16 protein-coding genes and 3 pseudogenes are annotated in these 15,955 nt (G+C 39.0%); 7 read left to right on the forward strand and 12 right to left on the reverse strand.

All coding sequences use genetic code 11. The features are described 5' to 3' along the window. The first annotated feature begins 62 nt into the window (after positions 1-62). Both LEUCM_RS02040 and hflX read left to right on the forward strand, forming a co-directional pair. On the forward strand, positions 63-1,064 hold the full coding sequence (locus tag LEUCM_RS02040; protein ID WP_025016492.1) for an AraC family transcriptional regulator: 1,002 nt from the start codon (positions 63-65) through the stop codon (positions 1,062-1,064). Between the two features lie 300 nt (positions 1,065-1,364). Continuing rightward, complete coding sequence (gene hflX / locus LEUCM_RS02045; protein ID WP_056936489.1) at positions 1,365-2,636, forward strand: GTPase HflX; 1,272 nt, start codon at positions 1,365-1,367, stop codon at positions 2,634-2,636. A 51-nt stretch (positions 2,637-2,687) separates the two neighbouring features. On the opposite strand, the gene LEUCM_RS02050 is transcribed toward hflX, so the two are convergent. The 6 genes from LEUCM_RS02050 to LEUCM_RS02070 form a co-directional block, all read right to left on the reverse strand. Then, complete coding sequence (locus LEUCM_RS02050; protein ID WP_056936488.1) at positions 2,688-3,128, reverse strand: hypothetical protein; 441 nt, start codon at positions 3,126-3,128, stop codon at positions 2,688-2,690. A gap of 165 nt (positions 3,129-3,293) precedes the next feature. Next, positions 3,294-4,274: an MSCRAMM family protein gene (locus tag LEUCM_RS02055; protein WP_025016495.1), complete on the reverse strand. Its 981-nt coding sequence runs from the start codon at positions 4,272-4,274 to the stop codon at positions 3,294-3,296. Between the two features lie 11 nt (positions 4,275-4,285). After that, positions 4,286-6,745, reverse strand: a complete 2,460-nt coding sequence (locus LEUCM_RS02060) for a SpaA isopeptide-forming pilin-related protein (protein WP_025016496.1) — start codon at positions 6,743-6,745, stop codon at positions 4,286-4,288. A gap of 10 nt (positions 6,746-6,755) precedes the next feature. Further along, on the reverse strand, positions 6,756-6,911 hold the full coding sequence (locus LEUCM_RS09835) for a hypothetical protein (protein ID WP_157777014.1): 156 nt from the start codon (positions 6,909-6,911) through the stop codon (positions 6,756-6,758). Continuing rightward, positions 6,908-7,516 (reverse strand): hypothetical protein, encoded by a 609-nt coding sequence (locus LEUCM_RS02065; RefSeq protein WP_096695383.1) that lies wholly within the window; start codon positions 7,514-7,516, stop codon positions 6,908-6,910. The genes LEUCM_RS09835 and LEUCM_RS02065 overlap by 4 nt, the downstream gene beginning before the upstream one ends. Next, on the reverse strand, positions 7,513-8,505 hold the full coding sequence (locus LEUCM_RS02070; protein WP_085391584.1) for a hypothetical protein: 993 nt from the start codon (positions 8,503-8,505) through the stop codon (positions 7,513-7,515). The genes LEUCM_RS02065 and LEUCM_RS02070 overlap by 4 nt, the downstream gene beginning before the upstream one ends. Positions 8,506-8,661: 156 nt before the next feature. Between LEUCM_RS02070 and LEUCM_RS02075 the strand changes: the two genes are divergently transcribed. Continuing rightward, entirely contained in the window at positions 8,662-9,591 is a 930-nt protein-coding gene (locus LEUCM_RS02075; RefSeq protein ID WP_096695384.1) for an IS30-like element ISLpl1 family transposase, read from the forward strand. A gap of 165 nt (positions 9,592-9,756) precedes the next feature. On the opposite strand, the gene LEUCM_RS02080 is transcribed toward LEUCM_RS02075, so the two are convergent. Beyond that, positions 9,757-10,206, reverse strand: coding sequence for a cupin domain-containing protein (locus tag LEUCM_RS02080; RefSeq protein ID WP_003680965.1), 450 nt, complete (start codon positions 10,204-10,206; stop codon positions 9,757-9,759). Between the two features lie 297 nt (positions 10,207-10,503). Further along, a pseudogene (locus LEUCM_RS02085) lies at positions 10,504-10,824 on the reverse strand (tagatose-bisphosphate aldolase); the annotation flags it as partial. A 58-nt stretch (positions 10,825-10,882) separates the two neighbouring features. Between LEUCM_RS02085 and LEUCM_RS02090 the strand changes: the two are divergent. From LEUCM_RS02090 to LEUCM_RS02100, 4 genes and pseudogenes are all read left to right on the forward strand, one after another. Continuing rightward, positions 10,883-11,416: pseudogene (locus tag LEUCM_RS02090) on the forward strand (transposase). Positions 11,417-11,781: 365 nt separating this feature from the next. Next, positions 11,782-12,021 (forward strand): annotated as a pseudogene (locus LEUCM_RS09965) (DDE-type integrase/transposase/recombinase); the annotation flags it as partial. A 74-nt stretch (positions 12,022-12,095) separates the two neighbouring features. Further along, on the forward strand, positions 12,096-12,314 hold the full coding sequence (locus LEUCM_RS09970; protein ID WP_231953414.1) for an IS3 family transposase: 219 nt from the start codon (positions 12,096-12,098) through the stop codon (positions 12,312-12,314). A 103-nt stretch (positions 12,315-12,417) separates the two neighbouring features. After that, the gene (locus LEUCM_RS02100) at positions 12,418-12,747 is read left to right on the forward strand and encodes a bacteriocin immunity protein (RefSeq protein WP_025016527.1); all 330 of its coding nucleotides are present in this window, start codon (positions 12,418-12,420) and stop codon (positions 12,745-12,747) included. Between the two features lie 19 nt (positions 12,748-12,766). On the opposite strand, the gene LEUCM_RS02105 is transcribed toward LEUCM_RS02100, so the two are convergent. The 4 genes from LEUCM_RS02105 to LEUCM_RS02125 all read right to left on the reverse strand — a co-directional run bounded on the left by LEUCM_RS02105 (position 12,767) and on the right by LEUCM_RS02125 (position 15,919). Next, positions 12,767-13,687, reverse strand: coding sequence for an IS30-like element ISLsa1 family transposase (locus LEUCM_RS02105; RefSeq protein WP_011373852.1), 921 nt, complete (start codon positions 13,685-13,687; stop codon positions 12,767-12,769). 64 nt (positions 13,688-13,751) lie between these two features. After that, positions 13,752-13,973 (reverse strand): hypothetical protein, encoded by a 222-nt coding sequence (locus LEUCM_RS02110; protein ID WP_061827405.1) that lies wholly within the window; start codon positions 13,971-13,973, stop codon positions 13,752-13,754. A gap of 12 nt (positions 13,974-13,985) precedes the next feature. Next, on the reverse strand, positions 13,986-14,510 hold the full coding sequence (locus tag LEUCM_RS02115) for a GrpB family protein (RefSeq protein WP_016265839.1): 525 nt from the start codon (positions 14,508-14,510) through the stop codon (positions 13,986-13,988). A gap of 339 nt (positions 14,511-14,849) precedes the next feature. Next, positions 14,850-15,919 (reverse strand): IS3-like element IS1163 family transposase gene (locus LEUCM_RS02125; protein ID WP_112234043.1). Its coding sequence is split into 2 segments (ribosomal slippage): positions 14,850-15,691 and positions 15,691-15,919, totalling 1,071 coding nucleotides; the frame shifts between segments, so codons are not numbered across the junction. Positions 15,920-15,955: the final 36 nt, after the last annotated feature.

A 15,955-nucleotide genomic window follows, 5' to 3' on the forward strand; every position in this document is an offset into this window, starting at 1 on the left:
CTCAAAATGTTACAATGTCATTTAAAGAGAACTAAAGTATCATTTTCACAGGGGGAAATATTATGAACTCTAGTATTCTTAATCTTTTAACGGCTGAAACAACCATCGAAAAAGAGCAGAAAAAAAATAACCATTATATTGCGGATATTCCTTCATATGCACGTCTTAATAAATCTTCTGATTTTACGCTTCAAAATAAATATTTTTTCGCTAATAAGGATATTTATATTAGTAAACATAATCGTTATGCAGATTATCCCGCACATACACATCAATTTTTAGAGATAAATTACATGGTATCTGGTAACTGTCATCAAACTGTTGATGGTCGTGAGATTCTCTTACACCAACACGATTTATTATTAATTGATATTGGCTGTACACACACTATAAAAAAACTAAACACTAACGATATTATGATTAATATTCTTTTTCAAAATACTAATATTTCAATTGACTGGTTAAATAATCTTAAAAAAAGCCAAAGCCTACTTTATTCACTACTCCTTAATCGTAGTTACGGGGAAGAAAATATTAACCATTTCATCCTCTTCAAACATAATAATCACTCCCAAATAAACTCTGTGATCGAAAATCTAGTTAATGAATACGTCAAAAAACGTCCTTTCTATAACGAAGTAATTTCATCTTACCTTCAAATTTTATTAACCGAACTTGTTAGAAATTATCAGATTAAACCAACTAGTACACTAAGCTCCTCTCAAAAGACAGTCACTGAGGTTTTACATGATATTGAACACCATTATCGTGAAATAACACTAACTAAAGAGGCTGCCAAGCTAGGTTATAATAAAAATTATCTAAGCAACCTTTTAAAAAATAAAACAGGGAAATCATTTTCAGGTTTATTAACCTACCAACGTTTAATTAACGCCCGATTACTACTAACGTCTACTAACCAACCTATCCGAGATATTATGGAACAAGTTGGCATTACAAATAAAACTTTTTTCTATAAAAAATATAAAGAACAATATTCAGAACTACCCGGAAAAACTCGTACCAGTCCTAAGAAAATCCTCCCTACTTTCTCAAATAATTAATGTATACTTCTTGCTTCATTGGCTTTTTAATTGTTTCATGTTACACTTAACGGGAAAACAGCCGTTAAATCGGCCGTTTTAACCAACTAGATTTTTTAAAGGAGCGTCAACAACATGTCAACTCAATTTGATCGTCCAGGTTTAATAATTGAATAACTGTTTGGTCTTTTTTTAAGGGCGCTTCTATTGACTCTATTTTTATAATACTGCTAATTAACGATAAGAAGCTGCCTACCAGCTTCTTTTTTAATGCAGAAGATTCCCTTAAAGAGGGCCAACTTAACAAAAAAGGAGTCTCATATGCAAGAAACAAAAATGGCACAAAAACGAGTATTAATTACTGGCGTTAGCAATCGCCAAACAAACTTTGACTATACAATGCGTGAATTAGGCGAATTAGCCCGCGCTGATAACTTAGAAGTGGTTGGTGAAGTACGCCAAAACATCGATCAAGCTAGTCACCGAACTTATTTTGGTAAGGGTAAAGTCCAAGAAATCAAGGCTGAAGCTGCTCAAGCCGATGCTGATATCATTGTCGTTAACGATGAACTATCCCCTTCACAAATTAGAAACCTTGAAAAAGAATTAGAAATGAGTATTCTGGATCGCACACAGTTGATTCTAGAAATCTTTGCTAGCCGCGCTAAGACTAAGGAAGCCCAACTACAAGTTGCGATTGCCGAAGCAAAATACCAATTACCACGTTTACACCCTTCAAAAAACAAACTGGATCAACAAGGTGGCGGTGGTTCAACTAACCGTGGGGCCGGTGAAACACAACTTGAATTAGATCGTCGTTTAATTGAAAAACGGATTACTAAATTAAAGGGTGAATTAGCCCAAATTGATCAACAACAAGAAGTCCAACGTCGTCAACGGACTAAAAATGCGGTCCCTGTTGTGGCACTCGTTGGTTATACCAATGCTGGTAAATCAACAACGATGAACCGTATTTTACAACGTTTGAATCCAGACACACCTGAAAAACAAGTTTTTGAAAAGGACATGTTATTTGCAACCCTTGATACAAGTGTTCGCGAAATTGTTCTTCCTAACAAGCAGAAATTCTTATTAAGTGATACGGTTGGTTTCGTTACTAAATTACCTCATCACTTGATCCAGGCTTTCAAATCAACCTTGGCTGAAGCCGCGGGTGCTGATCTATTGATTCACGTTGTCGATTATTCAGACCCTAATTACCTCGATATGATGAAAACAACACAAGAAACACTCGACTCATTAGGTGTTAAGGATATTCCGGTCATTGAAGCTTACAATAAAGCTGATTTAAAACCTGATACCCGCTACCCAGAAGTCGATGGCACACAAATCGTTTACTCTGCACGTGATGAGGTTGCCATTGATGCTTTAATCGCGCTCATCAACAAGCAACTCTTTGAACAATATCCAACGCTTGATTTCCTCATTCCATTTACAGAAGGCCAAGCGGTTGCTTACTTAAGCGAACGCGCCAACATTCTGGAACAAAGTTATGAAGAAGAAGGGACTAAAATTCGGGCACAAATCAGCCCTGATTTACTAGGTGCCGTTCAAAAATATGTTCAAGAATAACTAAAAAAATAGCGTCGAAAACAGTAATTGTTTTCGACGCTATTTTTTTGATTATTGATATTTTTGAAAAACTTTATCCGCTGCTTGCATAATCCGTTGCACATCAGCCGAATCAATTTTAGGGGCGATTACTGGGCCATCTTGTTCATAGGCACTTGAAATCGCTTCTAAGGCCTTTTGCGCACGTGGACTTAACATCACGTATTGTTTTGTCCGTTCGCTATCGCGCATCCCTAAGAGCCAGCCAGCATCCTTTAAACGATAGAGGTCTTCTTCAACCAATCCCGCACTGAATACAATTTGTGCATCAACATATCGACCCGTTATCATCTCATTAATCCGTTGTAATAAGATAGCATCGTCTAAACTGATATTAACGTCACGGCAAATTTCTTCTAGGTGGTCAAAATAACTAAGACTTGCCATACCGGCTTGAACCGTTTTAATCATTTCGCTTACAGGATCTTTTCTATTTAGGTAATATACTGACATTTTGATAACCCCACTTCGTTCGGTATTAACAACCTTACTTGATTATCTTTATTCTATACCAGCGGGTAGCGAATAAATCTCGGGGTTTTTTTAGATTTGAAAAATATCGCGAAACAATCATTAATCATTAGCATCAACAATGTTTAAAAAGTTGTAATAGTTTGATTAGCGATTGGTTATCGTAAAGACAATCGGCTTTTTAAGCGGGTCATAGCCCTTAGTTGCCGATACTTGCACCAAACGGTACGTATCAGGATCGAGATGTGTGATGCGAACTTGACCATGTTCATCGCTCTTCAAGTTTTCGACAAGCACCTTACCACTTTGATTTTGTAATTCATATTTCGCTCCAACCAAAGCTTGGTTCGTATTGCCATCTACTTGATTTACAATGACTGTCCCTTGTGACTGATGACTTTCAATCGTCACCTGTTTAAGTTGCGCATCCTGTTTAATTTCGATGATTTGATTGTTAGTTTGTTTTTGATAGCCAGGTGCCGCCGTCAATTGTACGAGTCGATATTGACCAGGTGTGAGGTCGTCAACTACGACTTGACCAGTTGCACCCACTACAATTTCTGGCCGAACCACCTGACCAGCTAACGTTTCCAATCGATAAGTTGCACCAGCAATCGCTAACTGCGTTTTCTGATCCCTATCGATCAATACAAAACTCCCCAATTTAACATCGGGTGCTTGTTGCTCAGCCTTAATGGCGACCGTTGCTGTTTTGCGATCCGTAATGGCCACCTTTGTCACTGCCGGATTAATTTCATACCCAGTTGGTGCCTTGATTTCTTGAACAGTATATTGCCCCACTGCTAGCTGGGTTAATTTAATCTGTCCTTGACTATCAGTTTGATAATAACCGACTTCTCGACCACTTTGATCCTTAACCTCAAAGTAGGCCTTTGCAATCGGTGCGCCCTTTTTAGTTGTATGCTTAATCAGTAACTGCCCCATTTGCGCTTCATCTGTTACCGTTAGTTGTGTTGCTCGCGGTGATTTTTCAGACAACGCTACAATTCTAGGTTCAGTTGCTAACCGGTAACCAAGTGGTGCTTCCACTTCAGTTACGCGATAGCGCCCTGGTTTTTGGTCCCGCAACTCAGCCCGACCGGTTTGATCCGTTTCAACTTTAGTCATCTGACCAGTTTTCAGTGACTCGACTTAAAGACAGCACCTGATAAAGGTTGCCCTTTTAAGTTGGTTTTGTTAATCGTTAAGGTTTGCAATGGCATCTCAATTCGATTAGCTTGTAATTGTAACTGATTTTCACCATAGCGGCTGACATCTAATTGACTTTGATCAAACGACAATTGATACCCGGTCGGTACTTGTAAAACCTCAACCCGATAGTGCCCCGTACTTGCATTGGGGAGTATAGCCTGTCCGAATCGATCAGTTGTCAATTCCCAAACGGTCTGACCTTGGTCATCTGGTTGATCGGCAGTTAGTCGCAGTAAAACACCAGCAACGCCTTGCAAGTGATTATCTAAAATCTGGATGCGCAATGGACTGATTGGCGCAGTCACTTCACGTTTATCAGCAAAGCGGACTTGGTATAACCGTTTTTCATGGGCTTTAATCGTCACAAACTGAGGTGTTTGATCCAACTGATAGCCAGTTGGGGCTTTTGTTTCCTGAATCTGATACCGTCCTGGGTTCAACTCAGTAAAGTGTAGTTGCCCGGACACCGTCTTTTGCGTTTGTGTCCGCCCAGTTGCCAGATTAGTTAATTTAAAGGCCGCATCGTCTAACCCTTGCCCTTGTTGATTGGTTTTATGCACGATAATTTGCTGCTTTTCAGTCACCTTTAGCCGCTGATTATCAACTGTTACTTCAGTATTTTGTGTCCCATCAGCACCCACAATCGCCGTTTGAATCGCTGCTAGTGGCTCGTAGCCCGCAGCATTGGCAATTTGCTCGTAAGTTATTTCACCTGTTGGTACTTGCTTAATGGTCACTTCACCATCTTGATTCGTCTTTTGCGAAACAAAAACAGTTTGACCGTTATCCGCCGGCGTTGCTGTCGTTAAAGTAAAAGCAGCTTTGGCTAACGGTTGATGCGTTGCGGCATCGCGAACTCTAAAAGTAACATCCGCTACCGTTCGTTGCAATTGCCAATCTACGGTATTCTGATGGTCATTACTAATTGTTAATGACTGAACAGCAGTGGTTGGCTGATAACCCGTCACCGTTGATTCTTGCGTCACTTGATAGTCGCCTACTGGGACAGCTGCCAAAGTAGCTTTACCAGTCGCCGTTGTCGTAACTGTTCGCTCATAACTTTCTTTAGAACCCACCAGTTTGAGCTTTAGTTGAACGCCAGCCAGCGCTTTTCCTTGCGCATTAGACGCATTCAAAGTAACGTCATGTTTCGCATCCGTTCGTTGTATCTGATGAACAAACGAAACAGCTGTTGTTTCCTGATCGAGGGTTATTTCCTGGGAAATGTTAGCCAATTGATAGCCATCCGGTACTGCAACTTCTCGAATCTGATAGCGTCCCGCGGGTAATTGCCCAACTGTTACTTGCCCGTTATCATCAGTTTGAACGGTCCGGTATTGTTCATTAGCCATCGTCGTAACACGATAGCTCACATGTGGTAAAGCTATTCCGGATTCTGAAAGACTGGTAATCTTTAACATTTTAGTCTGGCTAATTGCCGAAAAATTGACCTGCGCCGTTTTATCTTTAGTAACCGTGATAACTTGATCATTAGCGCCTACAACACTGTAATGAGGGATCATCTTTGTAACGGAAACGCGATAATCGCCAGTTGGTAAGCTTGTCCAATTCACCTGTCCATGATTATCAGTCGTTCCAGTCTTCTGATAAGTTGCATCCTTAACTGACTGTAAATGTAGCTGAACACCGACAAGCGGATCACCAGTTGTTTGGTCCGTAACTGTTGTCATCATCTCTCCTTTGGTCTTGCCAAAAACAACCGTCGTCGTCAACGATTGATTAGCGCTAACCGTGACAGTCGGTGCCCACTGTGGTTCACTACTATCTGGGTGAAAAATTACCTTCAATTGATAACGTCCCGTTGGTAATGTCAACTTAGTCCAACCCTTGTCATCACTTGCTGGTGCTGTGTAACTTTCATTTGTTTTTTGATTAACCGCCATTAAAACAACACCAGACACCGGTGTGCCGTCTTGTAATTGCGTCTTAACAACTAAGTCGCCTTGACTCGCATCAGTGTAGTATAAGTGATAGAAATTAGCTTGATCCGCAGCAATTTCAATTAGTTCATTAGACTTTTCCAATTGATACCCAGTTGGTGCAGCAATTGAGCTAACGTGATATTTTCCAGGCATGATGCCACGAACGGTATGTCCTGTTAGTGTCTCAACGACTGTTTTGAAAAAACCACGATTATCTGAACTTAACGTATAGTCGTATTTACCATTCTCTGATTTTAAATTGATTTTAGCATTGGGAACAGCTTGTTCATTATCATCAAGCCCACGAATTACAAAAGATTCAATTGGTGATTGTTTCTTAGTATCGGTTGCCGCTGCTAATGCGGATATATCAAAAAGGCTCAGCATTAGGCTAACAACCGTCAAAATAACCGTTAGTTTCCGAAAATAATGCTGTTGCTTCAATTCTATCACCTCATTCAATTTCATTTTGAACAGCGTATACCCCTTGTCCTGCTAGTGCACCAAAGACCGCCCCGACTTGAGTTGTTGCGCCGCCAGATGGTGTATTAGGGCTCATACTTTGTTGGAACATCGCGATATCTTTTTCAACTTGAGCGTGATGCTTCAAAAAATCTGCTTGTTGTTGATCTTGATTTGCATTATCTTGCCCTTGTTGATTCCCATGTCCTTGGCTGCTTGCCTTAGCATGTTTCTTAATCTTTTTTTTGCGATTTTATGGGTATTTTTAGCTGTATTAGCGGTTGTTGCCTCAGCAGCTTTAGCTTGATCCTGGGTCGTTTGCGCAACGGATTGCGCCGCTGTTGATTTATCGCTTGCATTAGTCGCTTTTTGAGCTGCACGTTGTTGCTCTTCTGCTACTTCTTGCGTATTTGCTGTCTTAGATTGATCCTGCTGTGCTGCAGGAACTTGTTGGGCCGTTGTTGTCGATTGATTAGTCGTTTGTTGATCAGGTTGCGTCTTTGAAACTGGCTGCTCTGTTTGGGCAGACGAACTTGAAGACTGTGAGTCTGATGATGACTCAATCACCTTTGTCGGATAGTTTTTAACCGTAATATTCAATTCATTACCCGTTAAAGCATCTGAATTTTCTTTTCCAACAGCGGTATCTGCTGCTGATACTTTTTGAACTTGTTGCATCAAAAAAGTTTGTGAAAAACGATAAACGCCTAAACTAAGAATTGTTAAGGCGAGAATCTGCTTGCCTGATTTCATAGTTTCCCCTTTTTAATCGCGACCACTAAATCCCCAAATTGCTGCCAGTTCAAAATAGTAGGCGGATTCTTCCAAATTAATTGTTCACAGGTCAACGTGCTTGAGTAAAAATCAGATAGGTAGAGGTCCGTCCGTTCATCAACGGTCGTTTGCACTTCGATATTCAGATTGTTAAAGTAGTTGACTGTTTTCTTCATATACTGATTATAGAGTCTACCTTGTGAGAAATCCACACAAATATAAACACGATCTTTTAATATTTCGAGCGGAATATCTTCAATACAGGCAAACATGTAATCATAATACAAACTCGCCTGTTTACGCCAATCCAAATCCGTTTCTTGTTTGGTCGTAAACGTCAAAATAATTTGATGAAATAGTGGATTTGCTTCTGCAAAATAGGTCAATTGTTGTTCATCAATAAAGGTTGTTGGTTCTGTGTAAAAAGTTAAATGCTTTGCATGAATTTGATCTAAATCATGCGCTAAGTTAGCCAGAATATTTTGAGCTTGTTCACTATGCGCTTCATCTTTCATCAAGACGTGCTCAACTTTGCTAACAAATTGGCCGGTCTTTTGCGACACACCATTTTTAAGGTCCGGTGTTAAATAGTCAATTTCAAGTGGTACATAACTTTCGGTAAATAAAAACGTCAGTAGACCTTCCGCTTCCACTTCTAGCGGAATTCGTAATAACTGATAGTTAGTCGTCAGCATGCTCAATACCGGCTGCCATAGTTGCGGTTGTTGCGTCTTAAAATCAGGCGCTAATAAGGGGGCAGTTAACGCGTTTTTTCCCCGTAATCGCAATGATTGTACCTTGAGATAAGTCTCCAACTTTGTAATTGTCGTTGGTAGTAGATTAATCTGAAACTGATCGCGCATCGTCACTAACATCTGGTCGACAGTTTCTTGGAATAACGCCAATGGTTTTTCAATGCCATTAAAGTAACTATAATAGATTTCAAAAACAAACTGGCGAATCTGCATTTCTGGGCCAATCAACTGATTTTTTTTGAATTGAAGATTAAAATGATCTGCGACTTCGGTAGATTGTAAAATTAATCCGAACGCTGTTCGGACAAAAAAGATCAGCTTCCTTTAAAATGGTGTTTACCACAAACCCATCTTTTAGGAGCTGATCTTTTGTCTAGTATAACCTATTCCGAACGAATTAAAATCGAAACCTTTTGTGAACTAGGGCTGTCCAATATCCAAATGGGCGTTCGACTGAACCGATCACCGTCAACAATTTCTTATGAATTATCTCGATGTCAACCTTATCAGGCTGAATTAGCACAAACAGATGCCGAATACAAGCGATCACGATGTGGTCGGAAAACTAAGCTGAGCGATGAGTTAAAGCAAAAAATTCTCAACCATTTACGTCTAAGCTGGTCACCAGGAATGATTGCTCACGAATTTAAACTAGCTACTAAATCTATTTATAATTGGCTAAATCAGGGGAGAATTGGTTTCTCCTTGAATGATCTACCTGAACATGGCGTACGCCAACGGCGTAACGTTGACCAACGATCCAAATATAATCAATCTTTGGGGCGATCAATTGAACAGCGTCCCATGATGATTAATCAACGTAATCGCATCGGCGATTTTGAACTAGATACAGTCGTTGGTCCTCATGGGCATAGTAAGGCAGTTTTATTAACTTTAATCGATCGCAAATCACGGTTCCTTTGGGCATACCGGTTAAAAGATCGGACGACAGCGACTGTTAATGAAGCACTAACTAAGTTCCTAACCACTTTTAATGGTCCGGTGCACAGCTTTACTGTGGACCGTGGCACTGAGTTTAGTGGGCTAGTATCACTTGAATCACAATATGGTATTAAGACCTATTACTGCCATGCTTATACGCCAGCTGAACGTGGTAGTAATGAACGCTTTAATCGGAATTTACGTTATTTTTATCCTAAAGGGACTCGTTTTGAGCACATTAGTGCTCAAGATTTAACGACGACGTTACTCCAAATTAACCAGCGACCGCTTAAAATACTCGACTGGCAAACACCGTATCAGGTTATGCTGACAAATTTGTCCAAAAATTCGGATTAAATTTGCAATCTACCAAATAGCATTCTTATCCTCCTTTGAACTACCTCAGTTTGTTTAATATTAGCTAACAGTTTATCTTTAAATGACAAAAAAAGCTCTGACAAATGAGTCAACTCATTTGTCAGAGCTTTTTCGGCTATGGACTATATCAAAATAACTAGACGCTTATTCGCCAGTACCTTCTAGTTGTCCTTCTTGCTTAATAGCATCTTCTTTAGTTGTTTCTGTAACCCCGTGTTCATGTTTGACTGGTGAATAGATCGAGTAGCACTTCATAACTTTATCACCAGCATTAATAACATTATGCCAAGTGTTATCGGGAACAACAACTGCTTCACCAGGATAGACCTTGCGATCAACTGTCAGCTTGTTCTTATCTTTACCCATTTGGACATGACCGACCCCATCAACTAGATAGATAAATTGATCATTGCCATGATGAATCTCCATTCCGATATCGCCGCCATGCGGTGGAATTGCCATCAAAGTAACTTGAAAATGATCACCTGTCCATAACGTCGTCCGATAGTTGTCATTTTGCATGGCAGCTTCTTTCAAATCAATTGCAAATGGAGCAGCACCATAATCTTTTAATTCGATTTTTTTCTTCTGCATCATTCATGACCCCTTCCGAGTTCTATTATAGCACAAATAAATAAAGGTAGACCTAATATGAATTTGCGGTTAGCCGAATAATGATTTTTGTTTCTTTAACCTAGTTGCGCTTGTTATTTATCCGTTAGCCCATGTCAATTAATGCTACTTAAAAAAACAGTCTAGACATCTGCTGTTTGTCTAAGCTATTTCTTTCTTGAACTGTGCTGGAGAAACGGTCCCCAGCTGTTTTTTTATTTTTAGGAGTTGTTTATTATGAAGCTGTCAATCAATTAAAAGTCTAACGATGACTACCTATTAGTCAGTCATTACTTTTTTGTCAAAAACTTCTATGTTGCCTAAACCACCATACCAATCGTACCACGGAGTTGCACCTTCATTCAAAATGTCATTCAATTCTGTAACATTCTGCTTTCCTTGCTTGTTAAGCCATTCAAGTAAACCAGTGCGACCTTTCTGCGCATATACCTCAACGCCCTCAAGCCAGGTTGCACGCCCACCTAAAATACCATTATACTTCGTATGCGATTGCCCTGCGAAAGTTAGTTCATTGCGGAATGTCTCAGCACTGACACCTGCTGATAGATAAATAAATGGTCGATCAACTGCATCATTAGCTGTAAAGTGCTCCATAATTGTTAGACAAGAAATCTAATAGTTATGGAGCACTTTTTCTATGGTCAAATATAGTTAAGAATTAAAAGCAGAAGTCGTTAGTGAATATCTTCAAGGTGACATTAGTATCAGTCTTCTTTCAAAGAAACGTAACTTGCCTCGAATACAAGTAGGTAGATGGATACAAAACTTTCGTTTGAGCGGCGCAGACGCTCTTAAACGAAGAAGAGTTAAACGAAGTTTCTCAGTTGAGTTTAAAGTTGATGTGATAAACTACTATCAAACTCATGATGAAACTTTAGCCGAAGTATCCGCAAAATTTGATGTTAATTCTTGTCAAATCAGTCTTTGGAGGACAGCCTTCAATCAGTATGGTATAGAAGCCTTGAAGCCTCATCCGAAAGGCAGAAAAACCAAAGTGAAACATAATCAGAAGAAATTACGTAAGTTAGTAAACAAGAACGAAATCGATCAACTTCGTGAAGAATTGACGAAAAAGAATCAAGAATTATATGATGCAAAATTGGAGAACGAAATCTTAAAAAAATCAATGACCCTGTTCGGAACCTCAAAGGACGAAAGAAAACACAAATAGTTGATCAGATCAGGGTCGAACAAGAGTCTCTTCCGAAATCTAACCGGTATAAAGTCGGCGATATTCTTAAGACCATTGGACTTAAGAAAGCGACTTATCATGATGAACGTAAACGTATCAAAAATTATGTAGATAAGTATGAAGATGTAAAAGTAGAGATACTAAAAATTGCCGAAAGCGGAAGATATCGCGGACGTCTAACCTACGGTTATCGTCGCGTTCAAGAAGAGCTCATTAAATTAGATATCCATCTATCAGACGCCGTAGTGCGTCGTTTGATGGATATCTAATTTAATGTTCAAGTAAGCCTTTATAACCGCCACAGAAATGGTAGATATTCATCTTATAAAGGTACAGTTGGAAAAGTGGCCCGTAACGTTCTACATCAGCATTTTAATGAAACCGTACCTTTCAAAGTATTACATACCGATGTTACACAAGTACGCTTGGCCGATACTAAGTGGGCTTACGTTTCAGCTATTACTGACGAAGCAAGCAAGGAAGTTTTAGCATTTCAAGTAAGTAATGGTCCTAACAGTAAACTAATTATGGATACACTCGATGAACTCACAGAAAATATTCCGGAAGGAATAAAACCAATAATTCATTCAGATCAAGGTTGGCATTATCAATTGAATTACTATACCGATAAACTCTCTGAAAAAAATTTATACAAAGCATGTCTCGTAAGGGAAACTGTCTTGATAATGCGCCAATTGAAAGCTTCTTTCATCTTCTTAAAACAGAATGTCTTAATGGATTTCCACAGTGTAAAGATATTGGAGAATTCAAGGAAATCACAAAGAATTACATCGATTGGTTTAACAATCGACGAATATCACAGAAAACAAAAGGCATGACTCCCTGCGAATACAGGGAACATGCCTTAGCAGTTTAAAAATATTCAATTTTGTCTAACTTTTGTGTTGCACTTTAGTATATTGTTTCTGTGCTAGTATTTTTTGTTAAAAATCAGCTGTTGAGTCAGGAGGACCAAATAAATGCAAAAAAATTCAGAATTACTTTTAAACAAGATGAGTAAAGCGTATATGGATCCTGAGGTCGAAGAAATACCGGAGCTTCAAAAATATTTACTGATTTGTGCTTCAAAGCTTAATAACGACGAATCTTATAGTAAAGTTGTTGTTGAATTGTCCAGCAAGATTTCTGCTTATTATCTGAGACATCACAATGTTCCAAAGAGTGTGTTGGAAGTTTACAACTTCATCAAATCTGAGGTACCAGCGGGTAAAATAGATGCTGCTGAAATGAGAAAACATGTAATGGGTTTAGCCATATTGTCTTTTCCTATTAACTTTGGTCCGTTTTAACAATTGGCAAATTACAAGTTTAATCCGAACAAGCCCGGAATCTTTCAATGGCAGTCTGTTGATGATGTATTTTTAATGGTCGTTGATTAATTAGTTCAAGTGCTGCTAGGATCTCATCAGTCGTTACTTGGCTAAAATTGGTCTTTTTCGGGAAGAACCAGCGTAACCGTCTATTAAAATATTCATTGGAACCTCGCTCCCATGGTGAATATGGATGGCAAAAATAAACTTTGATCTGATAATCCTGTTCTAAGGCCTGATAATTGGCAAACTCTTTACCATGATCAACAGTAATGGATTTTACTTGGGGACCGAAGGCCCCCATAAACTTGCCAAAGGCGGTGTTTAGAGCCTTAGCCGTTCTATTAGGGGCTTTGATGGCCCATAGAAGTCGGGTCTTACGTTCTACGAATGTAACCAGACATGATCGTGACTCACTTCGACTAGAAAGCACCGTATCTACTTCCCAATGACCAAAAGCTAACCGTTGATTAACAGTTGTTGGCCGTTGTTCGATGGAAGTCCCACTTGTAAATTTCCCACGATTTTCGCTCACTCGGTGCTGGCGGACATTCCGATTGGGTAGATCAGTCAATTTGAAGGGGAGCCAGCCACGATTAAGCCAATTATAAATTGACGCAGTGCTCAAGTTATAAGCGGCCGCAATGGTTTCTGGTGACCAGGTTAATCGTAAGTGATTGGTAATTAAAGTCGCTAATGCTGCCGTCAGCATCGAACGACGACCGCAATTCCGCCTTTTGCGATCTGCATCTTGCTGAGCTAATTCTGGATCATAAGGTTTAACTCGGTCCAACTCATAGCTAATCGTAGCTTTGGCGACGCCTAAGGCGTCAGCCATTACTTGGTAAGATTTATTCCCCTCATTGACCAGTTGTGCTAGTGCGCCACGTTGAAAACGTGATAAAGTAGATGTACCCAAAGTAATCACTCCCTATATTGGTTGGAATTAGCTACTACCATTGTAAGTGATTGCTTTGGGCTTTTTAATTTCTGTTCGGATTAATTATAGAATTTGCCATAGCCAATAAACAATAGCTACTTGTTAGCGTTTCATGCCACAAATCAAAATCAGGATTACTTTGAATCCACTCATTTAATTCAGCTTGACTATAGTCTTTTCTGTTTACTCGTTGAATAGTGCTATTAAACAATGTTACGATAGCTGGCAAATACTTGCGATTGTATCTAATCAAACAAATAGCCATTTTATTCACCCCCTATTTCAGCAACCCACAGCGTTGATAGATTTCGGAAATCACGACACCCTTCATATCTAAATATCCTTCAATATCAGTTGGAAACTTTTTCGCTGCTGCTCGTTTTATCTCACCATACTTCTGGCAATCAGGTTGATTATTTCTAAGATGATCTCGAAAAGTGACATGACGGTTTAATTCTACAGAATGCTTTGGACATACATAAATATGGTGCTCCATAAATTGATTTTTTTGATCAATTTCATAAGAAAAAGCTTCCCGCTCCGTAATACCTAAATCCCCCTCATACTCATACCCTAAAGATGCCAAGCCAGATTTTACAGCCTCAAATTTACTGTAATCCTCAATCACAATATCAATGTCAATAATTGGTTTAGCACACAAACCTTCAACTGAAGTACTTCCGACATGTTCAATTCGAATAATGTCTGCGGATATCTTTTTTAAGATATCTGTTTTGATTTTTTCAAATTCCTTTGCCCAATCTTCACTATAATTAGCGACGACAACATTCTCTACTCGCATTATCCTACTCCCACCTTATAAAGATTAAACAACATTCACTCCAAGTTCCTCAAAAAATGTCATTGCTTGTTCTTTAGTAATCGTCATTCCACTTATAAGATCCATAGAAAACAATAAATCACTCAATTTCAAATTACTAAAATTTAAGCCATCAAGTCTAGTGTATAAAAAATTATTTTTGGACAATAGACACTTTGTTAACGATAACTCCTTATGTTTTATCCTAATAAACTCAACTTCTATTAATTGACAATCTTCGTACTTAGTAAAAATGAAGTTAGACTTGTTAAACAGTGCTTGCTTAAAATGCTCCTATGTCAATAAATGGCACATCTTTTTCTAAACACTCGTTCTAATTCTGTCGGAATTAAACCAACTGATGTAATTTGAGGTTCGGATTACCAAGTCCTCAAAATTGGAAAAAGTTGTTTGAAAGGCAAACTCTCTCTTCAACAATGAGTGAAAAGCTTCAATTGGCCCATTATCATAAGGATAACCTTGTTTTGAGTATGAGTGGCTAATCTGATGCCGTTCAAGTAAAGTTTCAACTTCGTTGCTGGTGTACTGTGAACCCATGTCAGAGTGAAAATATTGTGGCTTTTGATGATATTCAAGCGCCTGATTAATCGTTTCTACAACTAACGTCGCCTCCATCTGACGACCAATCTTGAAAGCAAGAACTTGATGAACCTTTGGTTCGTAAATAGAACTGAGATAAACCCAGGTTCCTGGACGTAATTCCAAATAAGTAATGTCAGCACGCCATATCCTTGCATTGGGCTGGTGCTTGATTAAATTGGGGCGTTGTGAATGATCCACATGAGTGCCAGGTTTTTTAAATCGCCGATTCATTAAAGAGTGAATCTCCATTTCCCTCATTAATCGTAAAATTCGTTTTGACCCAACACAGATGCCTGACTTGCGAAGCACCATCGTTATTCGTGGATAACCATAGGCACGATAATTATTTTCCCAAATCAATTTAATTTTTTCTTTGAGTTGATTATCAACACGTTCGTGTTGACTAGGTTGATATCTTTTCCAATGGTAATAGGTGCTGCGCGGTAATTTCAGTGCCGAAAGAATAATTGATAAGCGGTGTCGCAATAACTGATCTTCTATGAAGACAAGGCAATTAATTCGTCCTAATGCTTTCCCAGTAACACCGCCGCAGCTTTTAAAATTTCGAGTTCCTCCTTTAATCGCTGATTTTCCTTTTGAAGTTGTTTGAATTCTTTGGACGTTACTTCAGTACCGTCTTCTAGCTCAACTGATTTAGCGCCTTTAACCCAGTTATGAATTGCGGCTGGAGAAACACCGTATTCCTCGGAAAGCGAGCGAATAGATCTTTTCTCTTCACGATGCATCTTCACAATGCTGGCTTTAAAATCATCTTGATATCGTTTCATTGGAATGCTCCTATCTTGTTTTATTAATTATGGCAC

The organism is Latilactobacillus sakei subsp. sakei DSM 20017 = JCM 1157, from assembly GCF_002370355.1.
Classification (GTDB): Bacteria; Bacillota; Bacilli; order Lactobacillales; family Lactobacillaceae; genus Latilactobacillus; species Latilactobacillus sakei.

Coding starts and splice junctions, on each gene's coding strand:
- LEUCM_RS02040 (WP_025016492.1), top strand. CDS start 63: ATGAACTCTAGTATTCTTAATCTTTTAACGGCTGAAACAACCATCGAA.
- hflX (WP_056936489.1), top strand. CDS start 1,365: ATGCAAGAAACAAAAATGGCACAAAAACGAGTATTAATTACTGGCGTT.
- LEUCM_RS02050 (WP_056936488.1), bottom strand. CDS start 3,128: ATGTCAGTATATTACCTAAATAGAAAAGATCCTGTAAGCGAAATGATT.
- LEUCM_RS02055 (WP_025016495.1), bottom strand. CDS start 4,274: ATGACTAAAGTTGAAACGGATCAAACCGGTCGGGCTGAGTTGCGGGAC.
- LEUCM_RS02065 (WP_096695383.1), bottom strand. CDS start 7,516: ATGAAATCAGGCAAGCAGATTCTCGCCTTAACAATTCTTAGTTTAGGC.
- LEUCM_RS02070 (WP_085391584.1), bottom strand. CDS start 8,505: ATGCAGATTCGCCAGTTTGTTTTTGAAATCTATTATAGTTACTTTAAT.
- LEUCM_RS02080 (WP_003680965.1), bottom strand. CDS start 10,206: ATGCAGAAGAAAAAAATCGAATTAAAAGATTATGGTGCTGCTCCATTT.
- LEUCM_RS09970 (WP_231953414.1), top strand. CDS start 12,096: ATGTCTCGTAAGGGAAACTGTCTTGATAATGCGCCAATTGAAAGCTTC.
- LEUCM_RS02100 (WP_025016527.1), top strand. CDS start 12,418: ATGCAAAAAAATTCAGAATTACTTTTAAACAAGATGAGTAAAGCGTAT.
- LEUCM_RS02110 (WP_061827405.1), bottom strand. CDS start 13,973: ATGGCTATTTGTTTGATTAGATACAATCGCAAGTATTTGCCAGCTATC.
- LEUCM_RS02115 (WP_016265839.1), bottom strand. CDS start 14,510: ATGCGAGTAGAGAATGTTGTCGTCGCTAATTATAGTGAAGATTGGGCA.